25 protein-coding genes and 2 pseudogenes are annotated in these 25,554 nt (G+C 70.1%); 13 read left to right on the top strand and 14 right to left on the bottom strand.

Features of this window, described 5'->3' with window-relative positions; genetic code table 11:
* Positions 1-122 precede the first annotated feature (122 nt).
* The 5 genes from H4N64_RS09345 to H4N64_RS09325 all read right to left on the bottom strand — a co-directional run bounded on the left by H4N64_RS09345 (position 123) and on the right by H4N64_RS09325 (position 4,811).
* Positions 123-1,019 (bottom strand): SCO1860 family LAETG-anchored protein, encoded by an 897-nt coding sequence (locus tag H4N64_RS09345; RefSeq protein ID WP_186281682.1) that lies wholly within the window; start codon positions 1,017-1,019, stop codon positions 123-125.
* 154 nt (positions 1,020-1,173) lie between these two features.
* A complete protein-coding gene (locus H4N64_RS09340; protein ID WP_186281680.1) occupies positions 1,174-2,265 on the bottom strand; it encodes an amidohydrolase family protein in 1,092 nt (363 codons plus the stop codon).
* A 74-nt stretch (positions 2,266-2,339) separates the two neighbouring features.
* On the bottom strand, positions 2,340-3,131 hold the full coding sequence (locus tag H4N64_RS09335) for an ATP-binding cassette domain-containing protein (protein WP_186281678.1): 792 nt from the start codon (positions 3,129-3,131) through the stop codon (positions 2,340-2,342).
* Positions 3,128-3,961, bottom strand: a complete 834-nt coding sequence (locus H4N64_RS09330) for an amino acid ABC transporter permease (RefSeq protein ID WP_186281676.1) — start codon at positions 3,959-3,961, stop codon at positions 3,128-3,130. Before H4N64_RS09330 ends, H4N64_RS09335 begins: the two co-directional genes overlap by 4 nt.
* A 4-nt stretch (positions 3,962-3,965) precedes the next feature.
* Positions 3,966-4,811 (bottom strand): transporter substrate-binding domain-containing protein, encoded by an 846-nt coding sequence (locus H4N64_RS09325; protein ID WP_186281675.1) that lies wholly within the window; start codon positions 4,809-4,811, stop codon positions 3,966-3,968.
* 126 nt (positions 4,812-4,937) lie between these two features.
* Here H4N64_RS09325 and H4N64_RS09320 point away from each other — a divergent pair, with 126 nt between their 5' ends.
* The 5 genes from H4N64_RS09320 to thpD all read left to right on the top strand — a co-directional run bounded on the left by H4N64_RS09320 (position 4,938) and on the right by thpD (position 8,704).
* Positions 4,938-5,228 (top strand): hypothetical protein, encoded by a 291-nt coding sequence (locus H4N64_RS09320; RefSeq protein WP_186281805.1) that lies wholly within the window; start codon positions 4,938-4,940, stop codon positions 5,226-5,228.
* 322 nt (positions 5,229-5,550) lie between these two features.
* Positions 5,551-6,057 carry a diaminobutyrate acetyltransferase gene (ectA, locus tag H4N64_RS09315; RefSeq protein ID WP_186281673.1) on the top strand — a complete coding sequence of 169 codons (507 nt, stop codon included), beginning with the start codon at positions 5,551-5,553 and terminating at the stop codon, positions 6,055-6,057.
* 30 nt (positions 6,058-6,087) lie between these two features.
* Entirely contained in the window at positions 6,088-7,359 is a 1,272-nt protein-coding gene (ectB, locus tag H4N64_RS09310; protein ID WP_186281671.1) for a diaminobutyrate--2-oxoglutarate transaminase, read from the top strand.
* 19 nt (positions 7,360-7,378) lie between these two features.
* On the top strand, positions 7,379-7,813 hold the full coding sequence (locus tag H4N64_RS09305) for an ectoine synthase (RefSeq protein WP_186281669.1): 435 nt from the start codon (positions 7,379-7,381) through the stop codon (positions 7,811-7,813).
* 6 nt (positions 7,814-7,819) lie between these two features.
* Positions 7,820-8,704: an ectoine hydroxylase gene (thpD, locus tag H4N64_RS09300; protein ID WP_186281667.1), complete on the top strand. Its 885-nt coding sequence runs from the start codon at positions 7,820-7,822 to the stop codon at positions 8,702-8,704.
* 83 nt (positions 8,705-8,787) lie between these two features.
* Here the strand turns inward: thpD and H4N64_RS09295 are convergent, their stop codons facing one another.
* From H4N64_RS09295 to H4N64_RS09265, 7 genes and pseudogenes are all read right to left on the bottom strand, one after another.
* Complete coding sequence (locus H4N64_RS09295; RefSeq protein ID WP_186281666.1) at positions 8,788-9,789, bottom strand: maleylpyruvate isomerase family mycothiol-dependent enzyme; 1,002 nt, start codon at positions 9,787-9,789, stop codon at positions 8,788-8,790.
* 40 nt (positions 9,790-9,829) lie between these two features.
* The gene (locus tag H4N64_RS09290) at positions 9,830-10,435 is read right to left on the bottom strand and encodes a sigma-70 family RNA polymerase sigma factor (protein WP_186281664.1); all 606 of its coding nucleotides are present in this window, start codon (positions 10,433-10,435) and stop codon (positions 9,830-9,832) included.
* A gap of 40 nt (positions 10,436-10,475) precedes the next feature.
* Positions 10,476-11,528: an aminotransferase class V-fold PLP-dependent enzyme gene (locus H4N64_RS09285; protein ID WP_186281662.1), complete on the bottom strand. Its 1,053-nt coding sequence runs from the start codon at positions 11,526-11,528 to the stop codon at positions 10,476-10,478.
* Positions 11,529-11,624: 96 nt separating this feature from the next.
* The gene (locus H4N64_RS09280; RefSeq protein WP_186281660.1) at positions 11,625-12,350 is read right to left on the bottom strand and encodes a DsbA family oxidoreductase; all 726 of its coding nucleotides are present in this window, start codon (positions 12,348-12,350) and stop codon (positions 11,625-11,627) included.
* Positions 12,351-12,446: 96 nt separating this feature from the next.
* Positions 12,447-12,560 (bottom strand): annotated as a pseudogene (locus tag H4N64_RS09275) (AraC family transcriptional regulator); the annotation flags it as partial.
* A 41-nt stretch (positions 12,561-12,601) separates the two neighbouring features.
* On the bottom strand, positions 12,602-13,210 hold the full coding sequence (locus tag H4N64_RS09270) for a DUF1349 domain-containing protein (protein WP_186281658.1): 609 nt from the start codon (positions 13,208-13,210) through the stop codon (positions 12,602-12,604).
* A gap of 4 nt (positions 13,211-13,214) precedes the next feature.
* Complete coding sequence (locus H4N64_RS09265) at positions 13,215-14,744, bottom strand: aldehyde dehydrogenase family protein (RefSeq protein WP_186281656.1); 1,530 nt, start codon at positions 14,742-14,744, stop codon at positions 13,215-13,217.
* Positions 14,745-14,877: 133 nt separating this feature from the next.
* Here H4N64_RS09265 and H4N64_RS09260 point away from each other — a divergent pair, with 133 nt between their 5' ends.
* From H4N64_RS09260 to H4N64_RS09240, 5 genes are all read left to right on the top strand, one after another.
* The gene (locus H4N64_RS09260) at positions 14,878-15,651 is read left to right on the top strand and encodes an IclR family transcriptional regulator (RefSeq protein ID WP_186281654.1); all 774 of its coding nucleotides are present in this window, start codon (positions 14,878-14,880) and stop codon (positions 15,649-15,651) included.
* 86 nt (positions 15,652-15,737) lie between these two features.
* Complete coding sequence (locus H4N64_RS09255) at positions 15,738-16,745, top strand: hypothetical protein (protein WP_186281652.1); 1,008 nt, start codon at positions 15,738-15,740, stop codon at positions 16,743-16,745.
* Positions 16,742-17,995 (top strand): histidine kinase, encoded by a 1,254-nt coding sequence (locus H4N64_RS09250; RefSeq protein WP_186281651.1) that lies wholly within the window; start codon positions 16,742-16,744, stop codon positions 17,993-17,995. Before H4N64_RS09255 ends, H4N64_RS09250 begins: the two co-directional genes overlap by 4 nt.
* 35 nt (positions 17,996-18,030) lie before the next feature.
* Positions 18,031-18,693 carry a response regulator transcription factor gene (locus H4N64_RS09245; RefSeq protein ID WP_186281649.1) on the top strand — a complete coding sequence of 221 codons (663 nt, stop codon included), beginning with the start codon at positions 18,031-18,033 and terminating at the stop codon, positions 18,691-18,693.
* 54 nt (positions 18,694-18,747) lie between these two features.
* The gene (locus H4N64_RS09240) at positions 18,748-20,205 is read left to right on the top strand and encodes a peptidoglycan D,D-transpeptidase FtsI family protein (RefSeq protein ID WP_186281647.1); all 1,458 of its coding nucleotides are present in this window, start codon (positions 18,748-18,750) and stop codon (positions 20,203-20,205) included.
* Between the two features lie 11 nt (positions 20,206-20,216).
* On the opposite strand, the gene H4N64_RS09235 is transcribed toward H4N64_RS09240, so the two are convergent.
* Positions 20,217-21,668: an NCS2 family permease gene (locus H4N64_RS09235; protein WP_186281645.1), complete on the bottom strand. Its 1,452-nt coding sequence runs from the start codon at positions 21,666-21,668 to the stop codon at positions 20,217-20,219.
* 269 nt (positions 21,669-21,937) lie between these two features.
* Here H4N64_RS09235 and H4N64_RS09230 point away from each other — a divergent pair, with 269 nt between their 5' ends.
* The 3 genes from H4N64_RS09230 to H4N64_RS09220 all read left to right on the top strand — a co-directional run bounded on the left by H4N64_RS09230 (position 21,938) and on the right by H4N64_RS09220 (position 24,276).
* Positions 21,938-22,504, top strand: a complete 567-nt coding sequence (locus H4N64_RS09230; RefSeq protein ID WP_186281643.1) for a SigE family RNA polymerase sigma factor — start codon at positions 21,938-21,940, stop codon at positions 22,502-22,504.
* Entirely contained in the window at positions 22,501-23,361 is an 861-nt protein-coding gene (locus H4N64_RS09225) for a hypothetical protein (protein WP_186281641.1), read from the top strand. Before H4N64_RS09230 ends, H4N64_RS09225 begins: the two co-directional genes overlap by 4 nt.
* An 84-nt stretch (positions 23,362-23,445) precedes the next feature.
* Positions 23,446-24,276, top strand: a complete 831-nt coding sequence (locus tag H4N64_RS09220) for a pectate lyase (protein WP_186281639.1) — start codon at positions 23,446-23,448, stop codon at positions 24,274-24,276.
* Positions 24,277-24,371: 95 nt separating this feature from the next.
* Here H4N64_RS09220 and H4N64_RS09215 read toward each other — a convergent pair.
* Positions 24,372-25,411, bottom strand: a pseudogene (locus tag H4N64_RS09215) (right-handed parallel beta-helix repeat-containing protein).
* Positions 25,412-25,554: the final 143 nt, after the last annotated feature.

Below are 25,554 nucleotides of genomic sequence, written 5' to 3'. Positions count from 1 at the left end.
CGGGCGCCCGGCCCGGAGTTCCGGTGGGGCCCACCGTCCTGCCGCGCGGGAACCCCGTCAATGCGCCTTTCTGCGCATTGACGAGGTCCTACGGCCGACCGCGTGGGGAGGACCGGATCCGCTCAGCCCTTGCCCCGGCGGGCCAGTGCCACCGCTCCCCCGCCCGCGGCGAGCAGGACGACCGCGCCGCCCGCGAGATACGGGGTCAGCGAGTTGCCGCCGGTCTCGGCCAGGCCCTCCTCGTCGACCGGGCCGCCCTGCGGCTCGACCGCGGGTTCCTCGCTCGGGGCTGTCTTGACGGCCGGTGCTTCACAGGTCGCCTTCGCCAGGGTCACGGTGCCGGTCACCTCGGCCACGTTCAGCTTCAACGGGTTGACGGACACCGTGAGTTCGAGGGCGGTGGCGGCCGCCGTACGAGAGGTGGTCTCCGTCTTGGACAGGTCCAGGCGGACCTCGCCCACGCCGGGCACCTGGACGTCGGTCGTGCCGCCGGTCGTCACGGTGACCTTCTTGCCCAGGACCGTCACCGCGCCGTGCAGGTTGGAGGTCGCGCTCGGGGTCTTCCCCGCCTCGCAGGTCGCCTTGGAGGTGACGCCCTCCAGCTCGATCAGGGACAGCAGGGGCAGCCCGGGGACATGGAGCTGGGCGTGTGCGAGGTTGGTGCGGCCCTCGGACTTGGTGTCGGTCACCATCGCCTTCGCCGAGGCCACGTCGGCGCGCAGGACGTTGAAGGGCTGTCCGCCGTCCACACCGTCCAACTGGGCGGTGAGCGCGGTCTTCTCGGCGCTCTGCGGTGCCTGGACCTCGTTGAGGGAGACCGCGAGCGGGACGTTCGCGCTCTTGTCGAGCAGGGACACGTCGAGCCCGGTGCGCAGGGCCACGGCGCTCGCGCGGCCCTGGTCGTCGGTCGCGTGCGCGGAGCCCGCGCCGGCCAGCGCCACGGGTCCGGCGGCGAGGGCCGTGGCCGCCGCGACGGTCGCGAAACGGCGTGCGGGCAGGCGGAAGTTGTTGCCGTTCAAGGTGGTGGGACCCCCAGAGAGACGTGCTTGGGACCCCGTAAGGATTACGCGCGGACAGGTGGCCGTCAGCAAGCTGACGAGTGTTCACTCCTACGTGACCATTCCGTGCATGTCTTCGATTCCCAGGGCACGCACATCCTCCACAGTCACCCGGTCAACTCACGACGCGGCCGTTCAGGACGATCCGCCGCGGCACTGCCAGCACCCGTACATCGGCCCTCGGGTCCGTCTCGTACACCACCAGGTCCGCCGGCGCGCCCTCATCCAACCCGGGGCGTCCGAGCCAGCGCCGTGCGCCCCAAGTCGTCGCCGAGAGCGCCTGGGTGGGCGGAATGCCGGCGGTGACCAGTTCCTCGACCTCGGCGGCGACCAGGCCGTGCGGCAGGCTGCCGCCGGCGTCGGTGCCGACGAAGACCGGGATACCGGCGTCGTAGGCGCCCCGGACGGTGTCGTAGCGGCGCTCGTGGAGCCGGCGCATATGGGCCGACCAGCGGGGGAACCTGGACTCGCCGCCCTCGGCGAGCTTGGGGAAGGTCGCGATGTTGACCAGGGTCGGCACGATGGCGACGCCGCGCTCGGCGAACAGCGGGATCAGGTCCTCGGTCAGTCCCGTGGCGTGCTCGATGCAGTCGATGCCCGCTTCGACCAGGTCCTTCAGGGAGTTCTCGGCGAAGCAGTGCGCGGTGACGCGGGCGCCGAGGCGGTGGGCCTCGGCGATGCCCGCCTCGGCCGCCTCGCGCGGCCAGCTGGGGGCGAGGTCGCCGAGGTCGCGGTCGATCCAGTCACCGACCAGCTTGACCCAGCCGTCGCCGCGGCGGGCCTCCTGGTTGACGTAGGCGACCAGGTCCTCGGGCTCGATCTCATGGGCGTAGCCGCGGATGTAGCGGCGGGTGCGGGCGATGTGACGACCCGCCCGGATGATCTTCGGGAGGTCCTCGCGGTCGTCGATCCAGCGGGTGTCGGAGGGGGATCCGGCGTCGCGGACCAGCAGGGCGCCGGCCTCGCGGTCGGTCAGCGCCTGCTTCTCCGCGATGTCCTGGTCCACGGGGCCGTGTGCGCCGAGCCCGACGTGGCAGTGCGCGTCGACGAGGCCGGGCAGGGCCCAGCCGTCGACGGTACGGATGTCCTGGGCGGCCGTGGGACGGTCGTAGGAGATACGGCCGTCGATGACCCACAGCTCGTCCCGGACGTCGTCGGGCCCGACCAGGACCCGGCCTCGCACGTGCAGCACCGCGTGATCGCTCATGTACCGCACACTAGTGCCCTCGCAGGCAACGTTCGCACGGGGCGAACGTTGCCTGTTGGGGCACTGGTCAGCCGCTACTCGGACTTCCCCACCTGGTCGGAGGTCTCCTCCTCCACCTCGGCCATCGCCGGGTCCAGCAGGCGGGAGAGGAAGTGGCGGGTGCGTTCGTGGCGGGGGCTGCCGATGACCTGCTCCGGGGCGCCGTCCTCGACGATCACCCCGCCGTCCATGAAGACGACCCGGTCGGCGACCTCGCGGGCGAAGGTCATCTCGTGGGTGACGACCATCATCGTCATGCCCTCGTTCGCCAGCATGCGCATGACCGCGAGGACATCGCCGACCAGCTCGGGGTCGAGCGCCGAGGTCGGCTCGTCGAAGAGCATCACCTCGGGGCCCATGGCCAGCGAACGGGCGATGGCCACCCGCTGCTGCTGACCGCCGGAGAGGGAGGACGGGTAGGCGTCCGCCTTCTCCGCGAGGCCCACCCGCTCCAGGTTCTCGGCGGCGACCTTGGCGGCCTGGGCCTTGCCGCGCCTGAGCACCCGGCGCTGCGGCAGCGTGAGGTTCTCGGTCACGGTCAGATGCGGGAAGAGGTTGAACTGCTGGAAGACCATGCCGATACGACGGCGTACGGCGTCGATGTCGACGTCCGGGTCGGTGAGCTCGGTGCCGCCGACGAAGACCTGGCCCTTGGTCGGCTCTTCCAGCAGGTTCACGCAGCGCAGCAGCGTCGACTTGCCAGAGCCGGAGGGGCCGATGACACAGACGACCTCGCCCTGCTGGATCTCCAGGTCGATGCCCTTGAGGACCTCGTTGTCGCCGAAGGACTTGTACAGGTCCTTGACGTGGATCTCGGGACGACTCACTTCACGGCCTCCTGGGCCTTGGCCTCCATACGGCGCACGACGAAGCCGAGCGGGATCGTGACCAGCAGGTAGCACAGGCCCGCGACGAGGATCGGAGTGGAGTTGGCGGTCGTGCTGGCCAGGTCACGGCCGTACTTGGACAGCTCGCGCTCCTCCAGGGTGACACCGAGGAACAGCACCAGCGAGGAGTCCTTGAAGAGCAGGACGAGTTCGTTGGTCAGCGGCGGCAGGATGATTCGGAACGCCTGCGGGATGATGATCGAGACCATCGCGCGGGCGGGCGAGAAGCCCAGCGAGCGAGCCGCCTCCATCTGTCCCTTGGGCACCGCCTGGATGCCCGCGCGGATGGTCTCGGCCATGTACGCGGCCGCCACCAGGCCGAGCGCGAGCGCGACCTTGCCGTAGGTGCCGCCGGGGATCTCCGTGCCGGGGAAGGCCAGCGGTACGGCCACGCCGATGAAGATGAAGATCAGCAGGGCCGGCAGGCCGCGGAAGATCTCGATGTACACCCCGGCGAACCAGCGGTACGGGCCCACGGACGACAGCCGCATCAGCGCGATCACCATGCCGAGGACCAGCCCGAAGGCGAAGCCGGACAAGGTGTACAGCACGGTGTTCTTCAGCGCCAGCGTGATGATGTCCGGGAACATCTGCTCGGCGATGTCCGCCTGGGCGAACTGGTTCTGGAGCCGGTCCCAGTCGGCCGCGACCGCGAAGGCGATCACGGCCGCGACGAAGACCGTGTACTGGATGCCGCGTGACAGCTTGCGCTTCTGACGCCGGGTCAGTCCCTTTTTCTTCGGCTGGAGTTGTACGTCTGTATCGGCCATGGGGTCAGGACGCCGACGGCGAGGCGGCGGACTCGTCGTACGGGCCGATCCACTTCTCGTAGATCTCCTTGTACGTGCCGTCGGCCTTGGCGTCGGCGAGCATCTTGTTGATGGCGGCGAGGAGCTTGGTGTTGCCCTTCTTCACCGTGAAGCCGTACTGCTCGCCGGTGTTGATGTTGTCGGCGATCTCGAAGGCGTCGGCGTTGGCCTTGTCCTTCAGCCAGCCCTGGACGACCGGGTAGTCGATGACGACGGCGTCGACCTGGCCGGTGCGCAGACCGTTGAGGACGGCGTCGGAGGACTCGAAGGAGACCGGGTCCAGGCCCTGGTCCTTGGCGTAGTCCTCGCCGGTGGTCTGCGCCTGGGCGCCGACCTTCTTGCCCTTGAGGTCGGCGAAGGACGTGATGCCGCTGTCCTTGTCGGCCAGCACGGCCTGGGTGGCCTCGAAGTACGGGTCCGAGAAGTCGACGTTCTTCTTGCGCTCCTCGGTGATGGTCATGCCGGCGGCGGCCAGGTCGCACTCGCCGGAGTTGAGGAACGCGCCGGTCTTGAAGTTCTCGAACGGCGTGTCGAGGATCTCCTGCTTCACGCCCAGGTCGTCCGCGACGAGGTCGATGAGCGAGACGTCGAAGCCCTGCACCTTGCCGTCGATCTCCGACTGGAAGGGCGGGTAGGGCAGGTGGGTGCAGGTGGTGAGCTGGCCCGCCTTGACGAGCTCGACGCCACCGGCGGCGGTCTTGGTACCGCTGCCGCCGTCGTCGTCCGAGGAGCAGCCGGCCACGAGCACCAGCCCGGCCGTCGCGGTGGTGGCGGCCAGAATGCGGGTCCGGCGCCCGAGGGTCGTCTTCACGGGGGGAGCCTCCTGTACGGGAACTGTGCCTTCCGATTATAAGGAGAAGTTTGAGTGCCTCAAACCAAACCCATGGCCGCCGGGGGCGTTCGGCCTAAGAAGTCGGGGAGCGAGGGGCGCGCTCGGGTGGCGGTCGCCGAAGGTCTGGCCGTACGGGCCGGTGCGCTCAGCGGGGCGAGGTCCAGGAAGGGGTGGGTCAACCCTCAGGCCCCGCGCCGCTCGTACCTGTCGCTGCTGGACTGGAAGGAACGCTGGATCGACGGCGGCCGCCGCGCGCTGCTGTACGGGTCCAGACCCCCGCCCAGCGCCACCGCCCCCGCCCGCGTCGCCGCCGCGGCAGACGCGTGCCGGGACATCACCGTGCTGACGGTGGATGTCGAGGGCGCGGTGCGGGCCGTGGAGGGCGGCCGGCGGTAGCGGTAGCTGTGCGCATCGACGGAGTTACCGGGACCTGAATTCGGCGTAATTCCGAATTCCTTTTCCGGGGCAGCTCCCCGGTCTCTTCTGCCCGCTTTCTTTCGAGCTAAACGCAAAGATTTCGCGAACACCAATCGGAGTAATTCGGACAGGTCTCGTGCAGATTACATGGCTGTGACGCGTTCCACATCCCGACCGATTTGCACTGTATATCACGGGCAAATCGGGTGTTTGACCCCTCGCGCGGATAACACATCGACCCCGTTCACGTAACCCCGTACACCCGTGCATTTTTGAATTTCCCTCGGTAAGTTCAATTCGCATGACTGCCGCACAAGCAGACCTGCAAATCGACCGGCCAACGGTGGCCGACGGCGCCGCGCTGTGGCGGATCGCCAGAGACTCCAAGGCCCTCGATCTGAACTCGTCCTACAGCTATCTGCTGTGGTGCCGCGACTTCGCCGGCACCACGGCGGTCGCGCGCGACGAGCACGGGCAGCCGGTCGGCTTCGTCACCGGCTACGTACGGCCGGACCGTCCGCACACCCTGCTCGTCTGGCAGGTGGCCGTGGACGACGCGTACCGCGGACGCGGGATCGCCGCCGCCCTGCTCGACGGGCTCGTCGCCCGGGTCGGCGGCGAGTACGGCGTCACCCGCGTCGAGACCACCATCACGCCCGGCAACACCGCCTCGGAGCGGCTGTTCGCCTCCTTCGCCGAACGGCACGGCGCCGCCCTGGAGCGCGAGGTGCTGTTCGACACCAGCCTGTTCCCCGACGGGCCGCACGAACCCGAAGTCCTCTACCGCATCGGTCCCCTCACCCACTGACCTCCCCCACGCATCGAGGAGCGATTCGTCGTGACCATCACCCAGCCCGACCTCAGCGTCTTCCAGACCCTGGAGTCCGAGGTGCGCAGCTACTGCCGAGGCTGGCCCACCGTCTTCGACCGTGCGCGTGGCAGCCGTATGTACGACGAGGACGGCCACGAGTACCTGGACTTCTTCGCCGGCGCCGGATCACTGAACTACGGGCACAACAACCCGGTCCTGAAACGGGCGTTGCTCGACTACCTGGAGCGGGACGGCGTCACGCACGGGCTCGACATGTCGACCAGTGCGAAGAGGGCCTTCCTGCAGACCTTCCAGGACCTTGTGCTGCGGCCGCGTGATCTGCCGTACAAGGTCATGTTCCCGGGGCCGACGGGCACCAACGCCGTGGAGTCCGCGCTGAAGCTGGCGCGGAAGGTGAAGGGGCGCGAGGCCATCGTCTCGTTCACCAATGCCTTCCACGGGATGTCGCTGGGCTCCCTCGCCGTCACCGGCAACGCCTTCAAGCGCGCCGGTGCCGGGATCCCGCTGGTGCACGGCACGCCCATGCCGTTCGACAACTACTTCGACGGCCGGGTCCCGGACTTCCTGTGGTTCGAGCGGCTGCTGGAGGACCAGGGCTCCGGGCTCAACAAGCCGGCCGCGGTGATCGTGGAGACCGTGCAGGGCGAGGGCGGCATCAACGTCGCGCGGCCCGAGTGGCTGCGGGCGCTGGCCGATCTGTGCGAGCGGCAGGACATGCTGCTGATCGTCGACGACATCCAGATGGGTTGCGGCCGTACCGGCGCCTTCTTCTCCTTCGAGGAGGCCGGCATCACCCCGGACATCGTCACCGTGTCCAAGTCCATCAGCGGCTACGGACTGCCCATGTCGCTCTGTCTGTTCAAGCCCGAGCTGGACATCTGGGAGCCGGGCGAGCACAACGGCACCTTCCGCGGCAACAACCCCGCCTTCGTCACCGCCACCGCCGCCCTGGAGACCTACTGGGCCGACGGTTCGGCGATGGAGAAGCAGACCCGGGCCCGCGGTGAGCAGGTCGAGCAGGCGCTCATCGCCATCTGCGAGGAGAACCTCGCCGACATCAAGGAGTACCGCGGCCGCGGTCTCGTCTGGGGCATGGAGTTCCACGAGAAGTCCCGCGCCGACCGGATCGCGCGGCGCGCCTTCGACCTCGGGCTGCTCATCGAGACGTCAGGACCCGAGAGCGAGGTCGTCAAGCTGCTGCCCGCCCTCACCGTCACCCCCCAAGAACTGGACGAGGGCCTCAGCGTCCTCGCCCGTGCCGTACGAGAAACCAACTGAGCAGGAGGCGTCCAGAACCGTGATCGTCCGTTCGTTCAAGGACATCGAAGGCACCGACCGGCATGTGAGGTCCGCATCCGGCACATGGGAGAGCAAACGCATCGTCCTCGCCAAGGAGCGGGTCGGGTTCTCGCTGCACGAGACGATCCTGTACGCGGGTACGGAGACGTCGATGTGGTACGCGAACCACATCGAGGCGGTCGTCTGCGTCGAGGGCGAGGCCGAACTGACCGATCACGAGTCCGGGCTGACCCACACGATCACGCCCGGGACCATGTACCTCCTGGACGGCCACGAGAGGCACACGCTGCGGGTGAAGCAGGACTTCCGCTGCATCTGTGTCTTCAACCCGCCGGTGACCGGCCGGGAGGACCACGACGAGAACGGCGTATATCCTCCCCCAGATCCAAAAGACTGGGGGGACCCCCAGCTCACCGAGCCCGAGGAGGTGTGACGCATCATGACGATGACTGATCTGTACCCGAGCCGAGGCGCCACCGAGGTGTCGACCCCGCGCAAGGACCCGGTCGTCTGGTCCCCGCCCGGCGCGCCGGGCCCGATATCGGTCCCGGACCTCCAGGCGTACGAGCGCGACGGCTTCCTCGCCGTCGAGCAGCTCATCACCGACGACGAGGTGGCCGTCTACCGGCAGGAGCTGGAACGGCTGGTCGCCGACCCGGAGATCCGTGCCGACGAACGCTCCATCATCGAACCGCAGTCCAAGGAGATCCGGTCGGTCTTCGAGGTGCACCGGATCAGCGAGGTGTTCGCCTCCCTGGTGCGCGACGAGCGCGTCGTCGGACGGGCCCGGCAGCTGCTCGGCTCGGACGTGTACGTCCACCAGTCCCGGATCAACGTCAAGCCCGGGTTCGGGGCCAGCGGCTTCTACTGGCACTCGGACTTCGAGACCTGGCACGCCGAGGACGGTCTGCCGAACATGCGCACGGTGTCCGTCTCGATCGCGCTGACCGAGAACTACGACACCAACGGCGGGCTCATGATCATGCCGGGGTCGCACAAGACGTTCCTCGGCTGCGCGGGGGCCACGCCGAAGGACAACTACAAGAAGTCCCTGCAGATGCAGGACGCGGGCACGCCCTCGGACGAGGCGCTGACCTCGCTCGCCGCCCGGCACGGCATCCGGCTGTTCACCGGCCGGGCCGGTTCGGCGACCTGGTTCGACTGCAACTGCATGCACGGCTCGGGCGACAACATCACGCCGTTCCCGCGCAGCAACGTCTTCATCGTGTTCAACAGCGTGGAGAACAAGGCCGTCGAGCCGTTCGCGGCTCCCGTACGGCGGCCGACGTTCATCGGAGCGAGGGATTTCACTCCAGTCCGGTGAGCCGAACCCGGCCGGGGGTCCGGGGGGTGTCCCCCGGAGAATGCAGTATCGGGGCGAGGGATTTCACCCCGGTGAAGTAGCCCTCACAGCCACGCCAGCGACGCGGCCGTCTCCAGTACGTTCCGTACGGCGGCCGCGTCGCCCGTGGCGCCCCTCGGCACCTCCTCGGGCGTGCACCGTCCGCCCACGAGGAGGCAGAAGTCGACGGGGTCCAGGGCCAGTTCGGCCTGCACGGGCTCGTCGGCGGAGCCCAGCACCCACTGCTCGCCGCCGCTGACGGAGAACAGCACCGGCGCCGCGTCGGGCCCGAGCGCAAGCCCGAGGACGCGGACGGCGAGCCGCACCAGCCGCTCCAGGTGCTCCTCGGGCGGCGGCGGAACCACGAGCCCGAGCGCCCGGCCAATGTCGTCGGTGTGGATCCACGTCTCGAAGGCGCGCACCACGAAGTGGTCGGCGATCGGCAGCCGGATCCCCATCAACATCTCGGCCCGCGCCGCGAGTTCCCCGTCGCGTGCCTCGGGCGTGGCGAGCAGCGCGTCGGCCTGCGCCGCCCAGTCGGCCACCGTCTCCTCGGGCGTACGGCCGTGCTCGTGGGCGATGACGTCGGCGGTACGCCGGTTCCAGGCATCCTCCCAGCGGGTGTCCTGCGGAAGCACGCTGGCCGGGACCCGCGCGGCGATGCCGAGCCGCCCGGCCAGCGCCTCGTCGGCGGCCAGCAGATGGGCGACGGTCGCGTGCACGTCCCAGTCGTGCACCACCGGCGTGGCCCAGCGGCCCTCCGCCTCGGGCAGGAGTGCGCGCAGGCCCCGGACGGCGGCGGCGTAGGGCGCGGCGTGCGCGGCGGTGCGGGGTGCGGCCGGGCGCCGGGAGAGCAGGGCCGGCGGGAGTCCGGCGGCGGGGCGGGCGGGCAGTCCGCCGATGGGCGGGCCGTCGAGCAGCCGTACCGTCTCGCGCAGCCGCTCGGCCTCCGCCGCGCAGCTCTCGCACCCGGCGAGGTGCGGCGGGACCCGCTCGGCGTCGGCCGGGTCCAGGGCGCCGAAGGCCCAGGCGGCCAGCAGATCGCGTACGTCGTCGTGCTCGGTCACCGAGCGCCTCCTTCCCGTGCGGCACAGGTCCCTACCGCCATCATGCGCCTCTTTCCAGCGCGGGGTCGGGTGGGTCGGCCAGCGTTTCGGCCAGGGTGCGCAGGGCGGTGCGCAGTCTGGTCTTGGCGGTGCCCTCGGGAATGCCGAGTTCCACGGCGGCCTGGCGGTAGGTGCGGCCCGCGAAATAGGCGAGGTGCACCACCTCCCGCTGGGGTTGGGGGAGTTCGGCGAGCGCGGTGTGCAGCAGCAGGGAGCGCTCCCGGTCGACCACGGTCTCGTCGGGGCCGGGTCCCGGCTCCGGGACGGTGTGCAGGGCGGAGTCGTCGGCGTGGGCGTGTTTGCGGTGCCGGGCCTCGCTGCGCACCCAGTCCACGGCCCGCCGGTGGGCCAGCATGGACAGCCAGGTGCGCAGCGAGCCGCGGCGCGTGTCGTAGGCGTACGGTCTGCTCCACAGCTGGGCGAAGACCTCCTGCGCCACGTCCTCGGCGGCGGCCGGGGCGTGGGTGACCCGCACGGCGATCCGCCGCACCAGAGGTCCGTACGCCGTGTACACCTCGGCCAGCGCGGACTCGTCGCCGTAGATCAGCCGCCGGTGCACCTCCGCGTCGGCGGCCGGCGGTACCGACGTATCGCCCGTGGACTCCACGTGCCCTTCCTAGCGTCCCGGCCGGGCCCGCGCCAGTGGTTCAGGCCGACAGGGCGTCCAGCAGCCGGTCGACATCGGCGAGGGTGTTGTAGAGGTGGAAGGCGGCGCGCAAGTTGCCCGCGCGGTTGGACACCTCGATGCCGGCCTCGCTCAACTCGGGCTGGCGGTGGCCGAGTCGGGGGACGGAGACGATCGCCGAGCCCGGGGACGGGATCGGGGTGTGGCCGAGGTCGGCGAGTCCGTCCCGGAAGCGGTCGGCGAGGGCGAGGTCATGGGCGTGGACGGCGTCGACGCCGAGTTCCTCGATGAGGGAGAGGGAGGCGTTCAGGCCGGAGTAGGTGAGCAGCGAGGGGCTCACGTCGAACCGGCGTGCGGAGTGGGCGAGTTCCTCGACCGGGCCGTAGCAGCTCTCCCAGGGCAGTTCGCCCGCGACCCAGCCGGCGAGCAGTGGGGTCAGACCGCCGAAGTCCTCGGGGGTGACGAAGAAGGCGTTGCCGTGCGGGCCCATGAGCCACTTGAAGCCGACGGCGGCGAGGAAGTCGTGGGAGCCGGCCTCCATGGGCAGCCAGCCCGCGGACTGGGAGGCGTCCACATACGTCCGGGCGCCGTGCGCGGAGGCCGCCTCGCGCACCGCGGGCAGATCGGCGAGGCGGCCGTCGGCGGACTGCACGGAGCTGACCGCGACGAGCGCGGTGCCCGGCCGGACCGACTCGGCGAGCCGCTCCAGCGGGACGGCCCGCACCTTGAGATCGCCGCGCATGTGGAAGGGGTTCACCAGGGAGGCGAAGTCGGCCTCGGCGGTGAGGACTTCGGCTCCGGCGGGCAGCGAGGCGGCGATCAGCCCGCCGTACTCGGCGACCGAGGCCCCCATCGCGACCCGCTCGACCGGCACCCCGGCCAGCCGGGCGAAGGCGGCCCGGACACGCTCGGCGTCCTCGTAGAGGGAGCCGATCGGCCGCCCTTCGGCCCGCATCCGCACGGCCTCCTGTACGGCGGCGACGGTGCGGGCCGGCAGGAGGCCGTTGCTCGCGGTGTTGAGGTAGGTGTGCTCCGGGGCGAACTCGGCACGGACGAGGCTCTCGAAGGTCTCCATGGGACCACTCTGCGTCCCTGGGAACTCCCCGTCCATTGCGATTTTTTACGTGGATTCGCTAAGCGGTCCTTATACGTCCGCCCCGACCTGCGGCTTTCAGCCCTGCTGCGGCACCGCGCACCCGTCGGGACCGCAGACCTCGCCGTTGTCGCTCTCGCCCTGGTCGATCAGCGTCAGCGGGGAGCGCTCGCCCCACGCCTGGGTGAGGGCCTGCGCGAAGACCTCGGCGGGCTGGGCGCCGGAGACGCCGTACTTGCGGTCGATGACGAAGAAGGGCACACCGGTCGCGCCGAGCTGGGCGGCCTCGCGCTCGTCGGCGCGGACGTCGTCGGCGTAGGCGGTGGGGTCGGCGAGCACCTTGCGGGCGCCGTCCGCGTCGAGCCCGGCGGCGACGGCCAGCTTCACAAGCCGCTCGTCGTCGCCGAAGACGGAGGCCTCCTCGGCGAAGTTCGCCTCGTACAGGGCCTGGATCAGCTCGCCCTGGCGGCCCTGCTCCTTGGCGAAGTGCAGCAGGCGGTGCATGTCGAAGGTGTTGCCGTGGTCACGGCCCCGGGTGCGGTAGGCGAGGCCCTCGGCGGCGGCCTGGGTGCCGAGGTTGTCCTCCGCGGCCTGGGCCTGCGCCTCGCTCATGCCGTACTTCTTCGCGAGCATCGGGACCACCGGGCCGGTGTCGTCCTTGGCGCGGTTCGGGTCCAGCTCGAAGGAGCGGTGCACGACCTCGACCTCGTCATGGTGCGGGAAGGCCGCGAGCGCCTTCTCGAAGCGGGCCTTGCCCACGTAGCACCAGGGGCAGGCGATGTCGCTCCAGATCTCGACGCGCATGTTTCTCGGCTCTCTCCGGCTCGGACGAATACGGAGACTCCCTCCGCAAAGATGGGTGAACGTTCAAGCGGCCGGGTTCATTCCCCCGAGCCCGCTGCCCCGGGTGTCGGCGCAGGCGGTGCACCGCTCGGGCGGCAGCGGGGTCTGGGTGAACCGGGTCTGCCCGCCGGGCCGTACCGGGGCGACCAGGGCGAGCCGGGCCACCTCGTGCATCGGCATCAGTGCGGGGCTGCTCACGGTGGCCTTCGCGCTCAGCTTCCGTCTCGCAGGTCGTCCGGCCAGCTCGGCCTGAACTCGATGTGCTCGTACGTCACGACACATCCCTCCCCCATCGGCGACTGGGTCATGAAGCCGACGAGGGCCGCGTCGGTCTCCTTCTCGTCGGCGAGCGTGAACAGCCGGACGAAGGTCCACCGCTCGCCGTCACGGGAGGCGTGGAAGGCGAAGGCACGTCCGGTGCGGCTGACCCTGAGCCACACCGAACTCCCCTCCACGGTGAAGGAGTTGGCGTCGTCGGAGTGTCCCCGGGTGACCACCGTGCAGACGGTGGGCACATCCGGGGAGTACTCCAGACAGAGCTTCGCCCAGGCCCGCTCCCCGACATGGACGTACAGCACACCGGCGTCGAAGGCCCCGGCGAACCCCACGGTCACCCGGGCGAGGAGCTGGAAGTCCCCCTCGGGCGCCCCGAGCAGCCGGGGCGCGTCCGAGGCGGGGTCCAGTGCCTCACCGGTGGGCGGCACGAACCGGTCCTGCCGGGCGCCGGCCCATCCGGTGAGCACACCGTCCTCGTAGGACCAGTGGCCGTCGGGGCCGTAGGTACGGAGAGGGAAGGGGAGTTCGGGGAGTTCGAGGTCCATCGACCTAGCGTTCCAGACGGCCGTCGAACCTACGCGGCAGACCCAGCGGATTGTCGTCCTTCAGCTCCGGCGGCAGCAGCGCCTCCGGCGCGCCCTGGTACACGACCGGCCGCAGCCACCGCTCGATGGCCGTACCGCCGACGGACGTCGACGTCGACGTGGTCGCCGGGTACGGACCGCCGTGGTGCTGGGCCGGGGCCACGGCGACACCCGTCGGCCAGCCGTTGACCAGCACACGACCGGCCAGCGGTGTCAGCTCCGCGAGCAGTTCGGGCCCACGGCCCTGCCCCGCCGCCTCCTCCGCCGACAGATGAACCGTCGCCGTGAGATTCCCGGGCAGCCGCGACAGCACCGACTTGGCCTCGACCTCGTCCTCGTACCGCACGACGACGGTGACGGGACCGAAGCACTCCTCCAGAAGAAGGTCGTACGCGCCCTCCTGCGCCAGCTTCTCGGCCGGCACCGTCAGGAAGCCCGGGCTCACCGTGTGCTCGCTGCCCGCCCCCGGCGTCACCGGCGACTGGACCTCGGGCAGTTCGGCACGCTCGGCGACCCCGGCGATGAAGTTGTCCCGCATCCGGTGATCGAGCAGCACCCCGGCGTCGACGTTGCTGACGGCGTCCGTGAGGGACTTGACCAGCTGATCTCCCGCGTCACCGGCCGGCGCCAGCACCAGCCCCGGCTTCACACAGAACTGCCCGACGCCCATGGTCATCGAGCCCGCGAGCCCGGTGCCGATGGCCTCCGCCCGCTCGGCCGCCGCGGCCTCGGTGATGAGCACCGGGTTCAGCGAGCCCAGCTCGCCGTGGAACGGGATCGGCACCGGCCGCGCCGCCGCCGCGTCGAAGAGGGCACGGCCGCCGCGTACCGAACCGGTGAATCCGGCCGCGGAGACCAGCGGGTGCCTGATCAGCTCGACGCCCGCCTCGAAGCCGTGGACCAGGCCGAGGACGCCCTCGGGGATGCCGTGCTCGGCGGCGGCCGTACGCAGCACCCTGGCGACCAGCTCGGACAGCGCCGGATGGTCGGGGTGGGCCTTGACGACCACCGGGCACCCGGCGGCCAGCGCGCTCGCGGTGTCACCACCCGCGACCGAGAAGGCGAAGGGGAAGTTGGAGGCGGAGTAGACGGCGACGACGCCGAGCGGCACCTTGTAGCGGCGCAGGTCCGGGATCGGGGGGGTCGCGGTGTCGTCGGGGTGGTTGATGACGACGTCCAGGAACGCGCCCTCGTCGACGATGTCCGCGAAGGCCCGCAGCTGGTAGCAGGTGCGCGCGAGTTCTCCGGTCAGCCGGACCGGGCCGAGCGCGGTCTCGGCGTCGGCGGCCTCGACGAGCTGCTCCTTGGCGGCCTCAAGCCGCTCCGCGGCGGTGCGCAGGAAGGCCGCGCGCACCGTCCGGTCGACGAGGGCGCCCCGCGCCTCCAGCGCGGCGCGGACGGCGGCGTCCACCTCCTGGGCTGTGGCCTCCACCGCAACCTGCTCACGCTGCTTCCCGGTTCGGGGGTCGACACTCCAGACTGGTGCTGCTGCCACCGCGGGTCCCTCCACACATGTATTGCCGCAGTACTGGGTCATTCACCAAGGCTGTTCGATATACTGAACGCTGTCTCTCATGGTGAATATGCTGTTGGAGACTATTTCGCGTCGAACGAAGGGGTCAAGGGCGATGTCGGCTGGCGAGACGGGGGGCGGCGCGCAGGTCAAGTCCGCCGTACGGACGGTTGAACTGCTCGAATACTTCGCCGGACGCCCCGGTATGCACTCCCTCGCGGCGGTCCAGGAGGCCGTCGGCTACCCCAAGTCCAGCCTGTACATGCTGCTGCGCACGCTGGTGGAACTGGGCTGGGTGGAGACCGACGCGACGGGCACGCGGTACGGCATCGGGGTGCGGGCGCTGCTGGTCGGCACCTCGTACATCGACGGCGACGAGGTGGTCGCGGCGGCGCGTCCGACGCTTGACCGGCTGTCGGACGACACCACGGAGACGATCCACCTGGCGCGCCTGGACGGCACGAACGTCGTCTACCTGGCCACCCGCCAGTCCCAGCACTATCTGCGCCCCTTCACCCGGGTCGGCCGCCGGCTCCCCGCCCACTCGACCTCCCTGGGCAAGGCGCTGCTCAGCACCTACACCGACGAGCAGGTCCGCAAGATGCTCCCCGAGACGCTCCCGGCGCTGACCGAGAACACCATCACGGACCGCGAGCAGCTCATCGAGGAACTCCACCAGGTCCGCGAGCAGGGCTTCGCCGTGGACCGCGAGGAGAACACCCTGGGCCTGCGCTGCTTCGGCGTCGCGATCCCCTACCGCACCCCGGCCCGTGACGCGATCAGCTGCTCGGTCCCGGTGGCCCGGCTGACCCCGGCGCATGAACAGCTGGTGAAGGACGCCCTGTTCGATGCCCGGGACCGGCTGACGCTGGCCACCCGCCGGCTCTGAGTCGATGCCCTTCTCCCCCGTCGGGCGGAGCAGGATCGTCACCGTGCAGGAGGTGGGCCGGGCCACCCTCGCGAGACCGTGAACGCATGACGCAGTCACTCCTCGCCCGGCCCGCCGGCACCCTCGCCCCCTCCCGCCCCCGTGCGCTTCTGCGGGCCGTCGCGATCGTCTCCTGTCTGCCGTATCTCGGGCTGAAGGTCGCCTGGCTCGCGGGGAGCGAGATCGGGATCCCCGAGGGCAGCTCGCTACTGGAGCACCGCACCGCCGTGGCCGTCGCCAACGGTGTCACGGTGCTGATGGACGCCTGTGTCATCGTGCTCGCGCTGGTGCTGACCCGGCCCTGGGGACTGCGGGTGCCGGCCTGGCTGTTGGCGGTGCCGGTCTGGGTGGCCACCGGGCTGCTCACGCCGATCATGACCGGGTTCCCGCTCCAGCTCCTGGTGAGGCTGTTCGGCGGCACGGTGAACTCCGCCGACAACACCGGAGACGAACCCTTCCTCCACGACTGGGTCTTCGGGGTCGTCTACGGCGGTTTCATCGTGCAGGGACTGGCGCTGGGCACGCTGTTCGCGCTGTACGCCCGCGATCGCTGGGGCCATCTGTGGCGGGGCCGGGTGTGGGAGCTGCCCCGCGCCTCCGTCGGCGCCGTCCAGCGCGCCGGAGCCCTGGCGGCCGCTGTGGTCGCCCTGTTCCCGCTCACCCTGCACCTGCTCTGGGCGTTCGGCGCCACCACCGGTCTCAACGAGGGCCGGATCGCCGACCGGACCACCGACTTCCATGTCCTCCAGGCCCTGGACGCCCTCTTCCTCCTCGCGGCCGTGACCGGCGCCCTGCTGCTCGCCTTCCGGCGCGCCCCGGTGCTGCCCGTCCCCGTCCCGCTCGCCCTGGCCTGGGTCGGCTCGGGCGCCGCGGCCTGCTGGGGAGCCTGGCTGTCGATGGCCTCCCTGATCGCCACCGACGACAGCGCCGACCACCCCACACCGCTGATGAACCTCACCTACGCTGGTCAGATGATCACCGGCATCCTGGTGGCCGCCGTAGCCGCCCGCTTCCTCGCGGAGCGGTCCGCCGTCCTCCCCCGGCGCCGCGCGTGAGGAATGTCGCCCGGCTGCTGTTCGGGCGGGGGGCGCGTCGCCGGTGGCTGCATCTGATCATCGGCGGCGCGCTCGCCATGCCGTATGTCTTCGTCGGCCAGCTCGTCGTCGGTCCCGCCACCCACGCCCGGTACGTCTTCTACGACCTGGCGCTGCAACTCCTCTCCTTCGCGGTCGGGTTGCCGCTCGCCGCGGTGACCTCCGTGCTGTTCCCACTGACCCGGCCGCTGGAGGCCGGGGCGGTGCGGTGGCTGTGCGGGGTCGACGGGGACCGGCTCGCCGACGGACCGGCCCGGACGCGGGACGCGAAGGGGCGCACGGCGGCCTGGTTCACGCTGCATCTCGGCTTCGGCGGGATCATCGCGGGGATGTCGCTGGCGGTGCCGCCGTTCTCCGTCGTGCTGATCGCGCTGCCCGTCATCACCGTGTTCAGCGACGATCTGCTCGGACTGCCCGAGGCCATGGGCCAGGGCTGGGTGCTGGCGCTCATGCCGGTGGCGGGCGTGGCCTGTCTGGTCGCGCTCGCCGCGTGCGCGGTCGTCGCGGGCGCCCTGCTCGCCCACTGGGCTCCGGCGCTGCTCGGCCCCACCGCCGAGGAGCGGCTCGCGGCGGCCGAGGCGCGCGCCGCCGATCTCGCCGTACGCAACCGGCTCGCGCGCGAGTTGCACGATTCCGTCGGACACGCCCTGAGCGCGGTCACCCTCCAGGCGAGCGCGGCCCGCCGACTCCTCGACAGCGACCCGGAGTTCGTCCGTGAGGCGCTCGCCGCGATCGAGGACACCACCCGGCGTACCGTCGGTGAACTCGACGCCGTCCTAGGGGTGTTGCGGGAGGGCGACGCGCCCGGCACGGCGCCCGCGCCCACCCTCGCCGCCGATCTCGACGGTCTGCTGCGCCGCACCAGGGCCGGCGGACTGCGCGTCACGGCCACCGTCGACGCCGACCCTCAGGCGCTGTCGCCGGTGCTGTCCCGCGAGGCGTACCGGATCGTGCAGGAAGGGCTGAGCAACGCCCTCAAACACGCGGGCGGCCAAGTGACCGTGACCCTGGGCATCGGGATCGCGGACGGACACCTGGAGATCACCCTGGAGAACCCCCTCGCCATCGCCTCCCCCTGCCGCCCCGGCGGCGGCCACGGCCTGCGCGGCATCGCCGACCGGGCGCGACTGCTGGGCGGTACGGCGCAGGCGGGCGCCGAGGACGGCACCTGGCGGCTGCGCGTGCGCCTCCCCATGAAGAGCCCCATATAAGAGCCCCGCATGAAGAGCTGTGTGAGAGGACCCGCATGACACCCCGCCCACCCGTCCGGATCGTCGTCGCCGACGACGAGCGCATGGTCCGCACCGCCCTGCGCGCCATCCTCTCCGCCGAGCCGGACCTGGAGGTCGTCGGGGAGGCGGCGACCGGCGCGGAGGCGGTGTCCGTCGTCCGGGAGCAGACCCCGGACGTCGTCCTCATGGACGTCCGGATGCCGGAGACCGACGGCATCCGCGCCACCGAGCAGATCCTCGCCACGCTCGCCGAGCCGCCCCGGATCGTCGTGGTCACCACCTTCGAGAACGACTCCTATGTGTACGACGCCCTGCGCGCCGGAGCCGCCGGGTTCCTGCTCAAGCGGGCCGACGCCGACGCGCTGGTGCAGGCGGTACGGCTGGTCGCGCGCAGCGACACCCTGCTGTTCCCGGCGGCCGTACGCACCCTCGCGGCCGAGCACGCGCGCGCGTACCCGGCGTCGCCGCCCTGGGTGGCGAGGCTCACCGGGCGGGAGAGCGAGGTGCTGCGGCTGATGGCGGGCGGGCTGACCAACGCGGAGATCGCCGAGCGCATGGCGGTCGGTCCGGCCACCGTGAAGTCGCATGTGGCGGCCGTACTGGCGAAGACCGGCACCCGGGACCGTACGCAGGCCGTGATCGCGGCGTACGAGGCCGGGTTCATGAACACTCGATGAGAAAGGCCGCGGAACGGAACGATTCGCCCCGCCCCGCTCGTCCTGACCGGTGGGATGAACAAGACGATCAGGCGCGCATCGGTCATCACGCTGCTCATGGTGCTGGCTCTGCTGGTCAGGGCCACCTGGGTGCAGTTCTACGAGGGCCAGGCACTCGCGGACGACAAGGACAACCGGCGGAACGCGATCGAGACGTACGCGGCACCGCTCGGGAACATCATCGTGGCCGGTGAGTCGATCACCGGCTCGGCACGGACGAAGGGCGGCGACCTCGCGTACAGACGCACGTACACCGACGGCGAGCTGTACGCCGCGGTGACGGGCTATGCCTCGCAGTCCTATTCGGCCACCCAGCTGGAGGGGATCTACCAGGACATCCTCAACGGCACGGACAACCGGCTGAAGACGCCCCTGGACACGGTCACCGGCAAGCGGGCCGATCCGGGCAACGTGGTCACGACGATCGACCCGGACGTGCAGAAGGCGGCGTACGAGGCGCTCGGCGACAAGAAGGGCGCGGCGGTCGCGATCGATCCGACGACCGGGGAGATCCTCGCGGTCGTGTCGACGCCGTCGTACGACCCCTCGTCGCTCACCGACGCCAACACGGCCGGGTCGGCCTGGAAGAAGCTGACCAAGGACTCGGACAAACCGCTGACCAACCGTGCGCTGCGGCAGCCGGTGGCGCCGGGTTCGACGTTCAAGCTCGTCGTGGCGGCGGCCGCCCTGGAGGACGGGCTGTACTCCTCGGTGGACGAGAAGACCGAAAGCCCGGACCCGTACACGCTGCCGGGCACGGTCACGGTCCTGGAGAACGAGAACAAGTCCGCGCCCTGCGAGAACGCCTCGATCCGGGTCGCGCTCCAGTACTCCTGCAACAACGTCTTCGCGAAGATGGCCTACGACCTCGGGCAGGACAAGGTGAAGGCGATGGCCGAGAAGTTCGGCTTCAACGACGACGAGCAGGACGTGCCGGTGCGGGCGTACGAGAGCGTGTACCCCTCCGGCATGGACGACGCGCAGACCGCGCTGACCGGTATCGGCCAGTTCGACGTCACGGCGACCCCGCTCCAGATGGCCATGGTGTCGGCGGCCATTGCGAACGGCGGCAAGCTGGAGTCGCCGCACATGGTGTCGCAGGTGACCGACGGTGGCGGCGATGTCCTCAAGGACTACGACTCCGACACGGACACCAAGGAGGTCGTCAGCTCCTCGACGGCCGAGCAACTGCAGTCGGCGATGGAGACGGTGGTCTCCGAGGGCACGGGCACCAACGCGCAGCTCTCCGGTGCCACGGTGGGCGGCAAGACGGGCACGGCCCAGCACGGGGAGAACAACAGCAAGACGCCGTACGCCTGGTTCACGTCGTACGCGAAGTCCGACTCGGGCGGCAAGCAGGTCGCCGTGGCGGTGATGGTGGAGCAGTCCGACGCCGCCCGCTCCGAGGTCAGTGGCAACGGGCTGGCGGCGCCGGTGGCGAAGGCGATGATGCAGGCGGCCCTCAAGGACTGAGGGCCGCCCGGCTACTTCACGCCGAGGAGCTGCTCGATGGGGTCGATGGCGAAGTAGACCAGGAACAGCGCCGAGGTGCCCCACAGCAGCCAGTGGACCTCCTTCGCCTTGCCCAGCACCGTCTTGATGAGGACGTAGGCGACGAAGCCGGCCCCGATGCCGTTCGTGATGGAGTAGGTGAACGGCATCACGGCGATCGTCAGGAACGCCGGGATCGCGATCTCGTACTTGTCCCAGTCGATGTGCTTGACCTGCGTCATCATCAGGAAGCCGACCGCGACCAGGGCGGGGGCGGCGGCCTGGAGCGGGACGATGGTGAGCAGCGGGGTCAGGAACAGGGCGAGGGCGAACAGGCCGCCCGTGACCAGGTTCGAGAAGCCGGTGCGCGAGCCCTCGCCGACGCCGGCCGCCGACTCGATGTAGGAGGTCGCGGAGGACGAGGAGGCCGCGCCGCCCGCGACCGCGGCCGCGCCGTCGATGAGCAGGACGCGGCCGAGGTTCGGGACCTTGCCCTCCTCGTCCAGCAGGTCGGCCTCCGCGCTGATGCCGACGACCGTGCCCATGGTGTCGAAGAAGTCGGACAGCACCAGCGTGAAAACGAGCAGTACGACGGTGATGACGGTGGTCTCGCCGAACGCGCCGAACAGGCTGAACTGGCCGATCAGTCCGAAGTCGGGGGTGTCGACCAGCTTGTCCGGCCACTCGGGCGTGGTCAGGCCCCAGGACTTGATGTCGGCGATCGAGTTGATGACGAGCGCGACGACCGTCATGACGACGATGCTGATCAGGATCGCGCCCTTGACCTTGCGGGCGAGCAGTCCGATGGTCAGCAGCACGCCGAGGCAGAAGACGAGGATCGGCCAGCCGGTGAGGTTGCCGGTGCCCCCGAGCTGCACCGGAACCGTGGTGTTCGCCGCGTCCGGGATCCGGCTGACGAAACCGGCGTCGACGAAGCCGATGAAGGCGATGAACAGGCCGATGCCGACGCTGATCGCCTGCTTGAGCGGTTGCGGGATGGCGTGCATGACGGCCTCGCGCAACCCGGTGACCACCAGCACGCAGATCAGCACGCCTTCGAGGACGACCAGACCCATCGCGTCGTCCCAGCTCATCAGCGGGGCGATCTGGAAGGCGACGACGGCGTTCAGACCGAGGCCCGCGGCGAGCGCGAGGGGCAGGTTGCCGCCGACGCCCATGATGATCGTCATGACGGCGGCCACCAGGGCGGTGGCGGTGGTGAGTTGGACCGGGTCGAGGGTCTCGCCGAACTTGTCCTTCGCGCTGCCGAGGATGATGGGATTCAGGACAAGGATGTAGGCCATCGTGAAGAACGTGGCGAAGCCGCCGCGTATCTCACGACTGAAAGTCGACCCCCGCTCGGAGATCTTGAAGAAGCGGTCGACGCTGCTCACGGCGGGGGGCGGTCCCCCTGGCCGGTCGACGGTCTTCTGGGTCTCGGACATGGCTGTCGCTCCTTGTTGCCTGAATGATCGGTGTGCGGATGCTGGCTGGATTGTTCCCGTGTTGAACCCGTCTCAGGTTTTCCCCGTGTTACGGAATCAGGCCTGCTCACGTGCGAAGGGCCACACGTTGTTCGAAGCCCCGTACGAACCATGCATTCGATCACTGCTACGCTTCCGCACCTCGATCGGAAGATCGCCGGACGATCACAGTCATCACATGTCATTCACATGTCACTCATAGGCACACTCATAGGCAGGAGAGGTCGCCCGTGGGCACAGTCGTCGACGACGCCGCCTCCGTGGAGTTCCATGCCTTCTTCGAGCGCCACTACGCCGAACTGTCCCGCCTGGCCCATCTGTTGACGGGCGAGGCGGACGCCGCCGACGATCTGGCGGCGGACGCGTTGCTGGCCCTGTGGCACCGCTGGGACCGGGTCCGCGCGGCCGACCACCCCGTCGCCTACGCCCGGGGCGTGGTCGCCAACCTGGCCCGTACCCGGATCCGCAGCGCGGTCCGCGAGCGGCGCCGGATCTCCCTGTTCTGGTCGCAGCGCGAGGAGAAGACCGAGAACCCGGACGTGGCCGACGTGGTCGACGTACAGGCGGCCCTGCGTAGACTGCCGTTCCGCAAGCGGGCCTGTGTGGTGCTGCGGCACGCCTTCGACCTCTCGGAGAAGGACACCGCGGCGGCCCTCGGTGTCTCGGTGGGTACCGTGAAGAGCCAGACCTCGAAGGGAATGGCGGAACTGCAGCGACTGCTGGGCCCCAAGGCGGCACCGCTCAGGATGCATAGGGCGATGGCGCGCACCGGTGACGCCGTGGGAAGGGACCGATGACGATGCAGCGGGACGTGCACGACGAGCTGCGCGCCCGGCTGCACGAGGCGGCCGAGGCGCACGAGCCGAACCGCGAGCGCATCCTCGCCCGGATCGAGCGCGGTATGGCCGAACAGACCCGTCCCGACCACCGGGCGACCCGTCCGCCGGTGTTCGGCTGGGTGCGGGTGGTCAGCGCCACCGCCGCGGTCGCGGGCGTGCTCGCCATCGGCGGTTACGCGGTGGCCTCCGCCGTGAAGGAGGACACCCCGCAGCAGACGGTGGCCACCTCGCCGACGCCCACGCCGTCCCCGGACGCGACGAGCCGTGCGCCCGTCCCGCCGGCGCCGCCCGCGGACCCGACGCCGGAGGCCACCCCGGAGTCCCGGGAGCCGAGTTCGTCGCCGTCGACACCACAGCCCACGCCGACCGCGAAGCCGCCCGCCGCCGGCGAGGAGGACGGCCCGCTGTGGTCGGACGGCTCGGTCGACCCGCACAGCAACGAGTTCTGGGCGCAGAGCAATGTGACCCTGAAGACTCAGGAGCAACTCACCGAGCTCACGGTCGAGTTGAAGGTCGCGCAGACCGGCGGGGTGACCTCCGCCGGTGCCTGGCGGTCGCTGCCCGAGGACGACTTCGAGCTGACGGTCGGCGAGCGGGACGGCTTCCTCGTCTACACCTGGGTGCTCAAGGAGGGCCGTACGGTCCCCGCGGGCGAGTGGGTGTTCGCGGGGCAGTACGACCATGGGCGCGGCGGCCGGGACGCCCAGGCCGACGGCTACGCTGCGACGGCCCGCGCGGGCGACGAACAGCTGTCCGTGGCGGGCGACTTCGCGCCGCACGAGGACGACGACGCGGACGCCGAAGGCGACTCGTAAAAAACTTCCGAAGAAGCGGCAACCCTTTCCCCGGCCGTGGCGACCAGGTAGCGCAAGGAACCTCTCCCCACACAAGGAATGGGCATGACTGCACCAGCTGAACAGCGCGTCCGCCACCGTCGCAAGGTCACCAAGCGACGGGCGATGATCGCCGGAGCCTCGGCGCTCGGCATCACCGGTGCGGCGATCGTCACCACGACGATGCTGTCCTCCGCGGGCGCCGCGCCCTCCTGGCCGACGGCCAAGGGCAGCCAGGCCGTGACCAGCACCATCAAGGTCTCGGGCACCTACGACGGCGGCTACAAGAAGTTCTACGGCAGCGGCGCGCTCGGCGGCGACAGTCAGGACGAGGGCCAGGACCCGGTGTTCCAGCTGGCCGACGGCGCGGTCCTGAAGAACGTGATCATCGGGACGCCGGCCGCAGACGGTGTGCACTGCATGGGCTCCTGCACGCTGCAGAACGTGTGGTGGCTGGACGTCGGCGAGGACGCGGCGACCTTCAAGGGCAAGTCCGCCTCCTCCGTGTACACGGTCTACGGCGGTGGCGCGAAGAACGGCTCGGACAAGGTCCTGCAGTTCAACGGTGCGGGCAAGCTGGTCGTGTCCAAGTTCCAGGTCGCGGGCTCCGGCAAGCTGGTGCGCAGTTGCGGCAACTGCTCCACGCAGTACAAGCGCACGGTCATCATCAACGACGTGGACGTCACCGCGCCGATGAACTCGATCGTCGGCATCAACTCCAACTACGGGGACACGGCCGCGCTGCGCAAGGTCCGCATCCACGGCGACAGCGGCAAGAAGATCAAGACGTGCGTCCGCTTCAAGGGCAACAACACCGGCGCCGAGCCGACCCAGCTCGGTGTGGGCCCGGACGGAACGTCATGCCGCTTCACGGCGTCTGACATCACGTACCAGTAACCCCAGGGACCTGCTGGCCTGAGCCCCCCTCGGCCAGCGGAAGAAACGCCCCCGCCGGTGACGACCGGCGGGGGCGTTTTCCTGTGTGCGGTACGTCAGTTCATGGTGGCGCCGATGGTGGTGGAGCCGGTGGTCAGGAAGGTCGTCGCGGGCAGCGAACCGTCCGCCTTGCGGGCGCCGTAGGCGGTCGCCGCATCCACCGACTTGAAGGCCGGCGTCGACACACCACTGTCCCAGTTGTTCGCGGCGGACACCGTCGACGAACAGAGCTTGGAGAGAACCCGGCCTCGGCATTGGAGTACGCGGTGTTGCGGTTCAGCACGATGGCGCCCGGGTTGGAGTTCTCGGTGAAGCCGTTGAGCGTGTTGTCCCAGCCCGCGTTGTTGTTGACGATGTGCGCGACCGTGACGCCCCCGCCGCCCAGCTTGTAGCCGTTGCCGTTGCCCTCGAAGGCCGTGTCGCCCCAGCGGTTCTTGCCGTTGCCGAACGCCCAGGAGTGGTCGATGGTGATCGGCGAGGAGAACTGCCACAGGTCGACGCCGTCATCCAAGTTGTTGTACAGACGCGCCCCGGTGATCCGGTTGCCGGTCCCGGAACCGAACTTCACCGCGATGCCGTCGGCGTTCTGCCCGTGCCCGGCCGGGTCGTAGTTGCCGTAACTGTCCAGGTTCTGCACGAGGTTGTTGCTCGTGCCGTCGCCGCGCAGGGTGAATCCGGAGTCGCCGTTGTCGGCGGTGACGAGGTTCTTGAAGACGCCGCCGACCGACGAGGTGACGACGAAGCCCTGGGCCGGGGAGTTCTGGAAGGTGATGTTCTGAACGGTCCAGTAGTCGCCGAAGATCCCGGCCGGCCAGGAGCCGTCGGCCAGCTTGGAGCCGTCGATCTTCACCTTCTCGCTGCCGTGTGCCTTCAGCGTGATCCGCGCCGAACTGGTGCCGTTCGCGGTCGACTTGAGCGTCGCCGAGGGCGTGTAGGTGCCGCCGCGGACCTGGATGGTGGTGCCGGCGGCCGCGTTCTTCACGGCCGACTCCAGCTGGGCGGTGGAGGAGACGGTGATCGTCGTGGAGGCGGCCTCGGCACCGCCGTTCGTCAGGCCGAGGTAGACACCGCCCGCCCCCGGGGGGACGCCTTGCAGTCGCCACCAGGCCCCGTGAGGTTGCCGCGCCTCAACGAAAACAAGCGAAACTTTCGCTCCCCCTCATCCCGCCCCTACCGATTGACGTGCTGTTTCCCGCTGGTGACACTCCGAAGGCGCGCCCATCATCCAACAGAAACCAT

The organism is Streptomyces cupreus (genome assembly GCF_014257025.1).
GTDB lineage: Bacteria > Actinomycetota > Actinomycetes > Streptomycetales > Streptomycetaceae > Streptomyces > Streptomyces cupreus.
The sequence above is the reverse complement of the archived record's forward strand: the minus strand, read 5'-3'. Positions and strand labels throughout refer to the sequence as shown.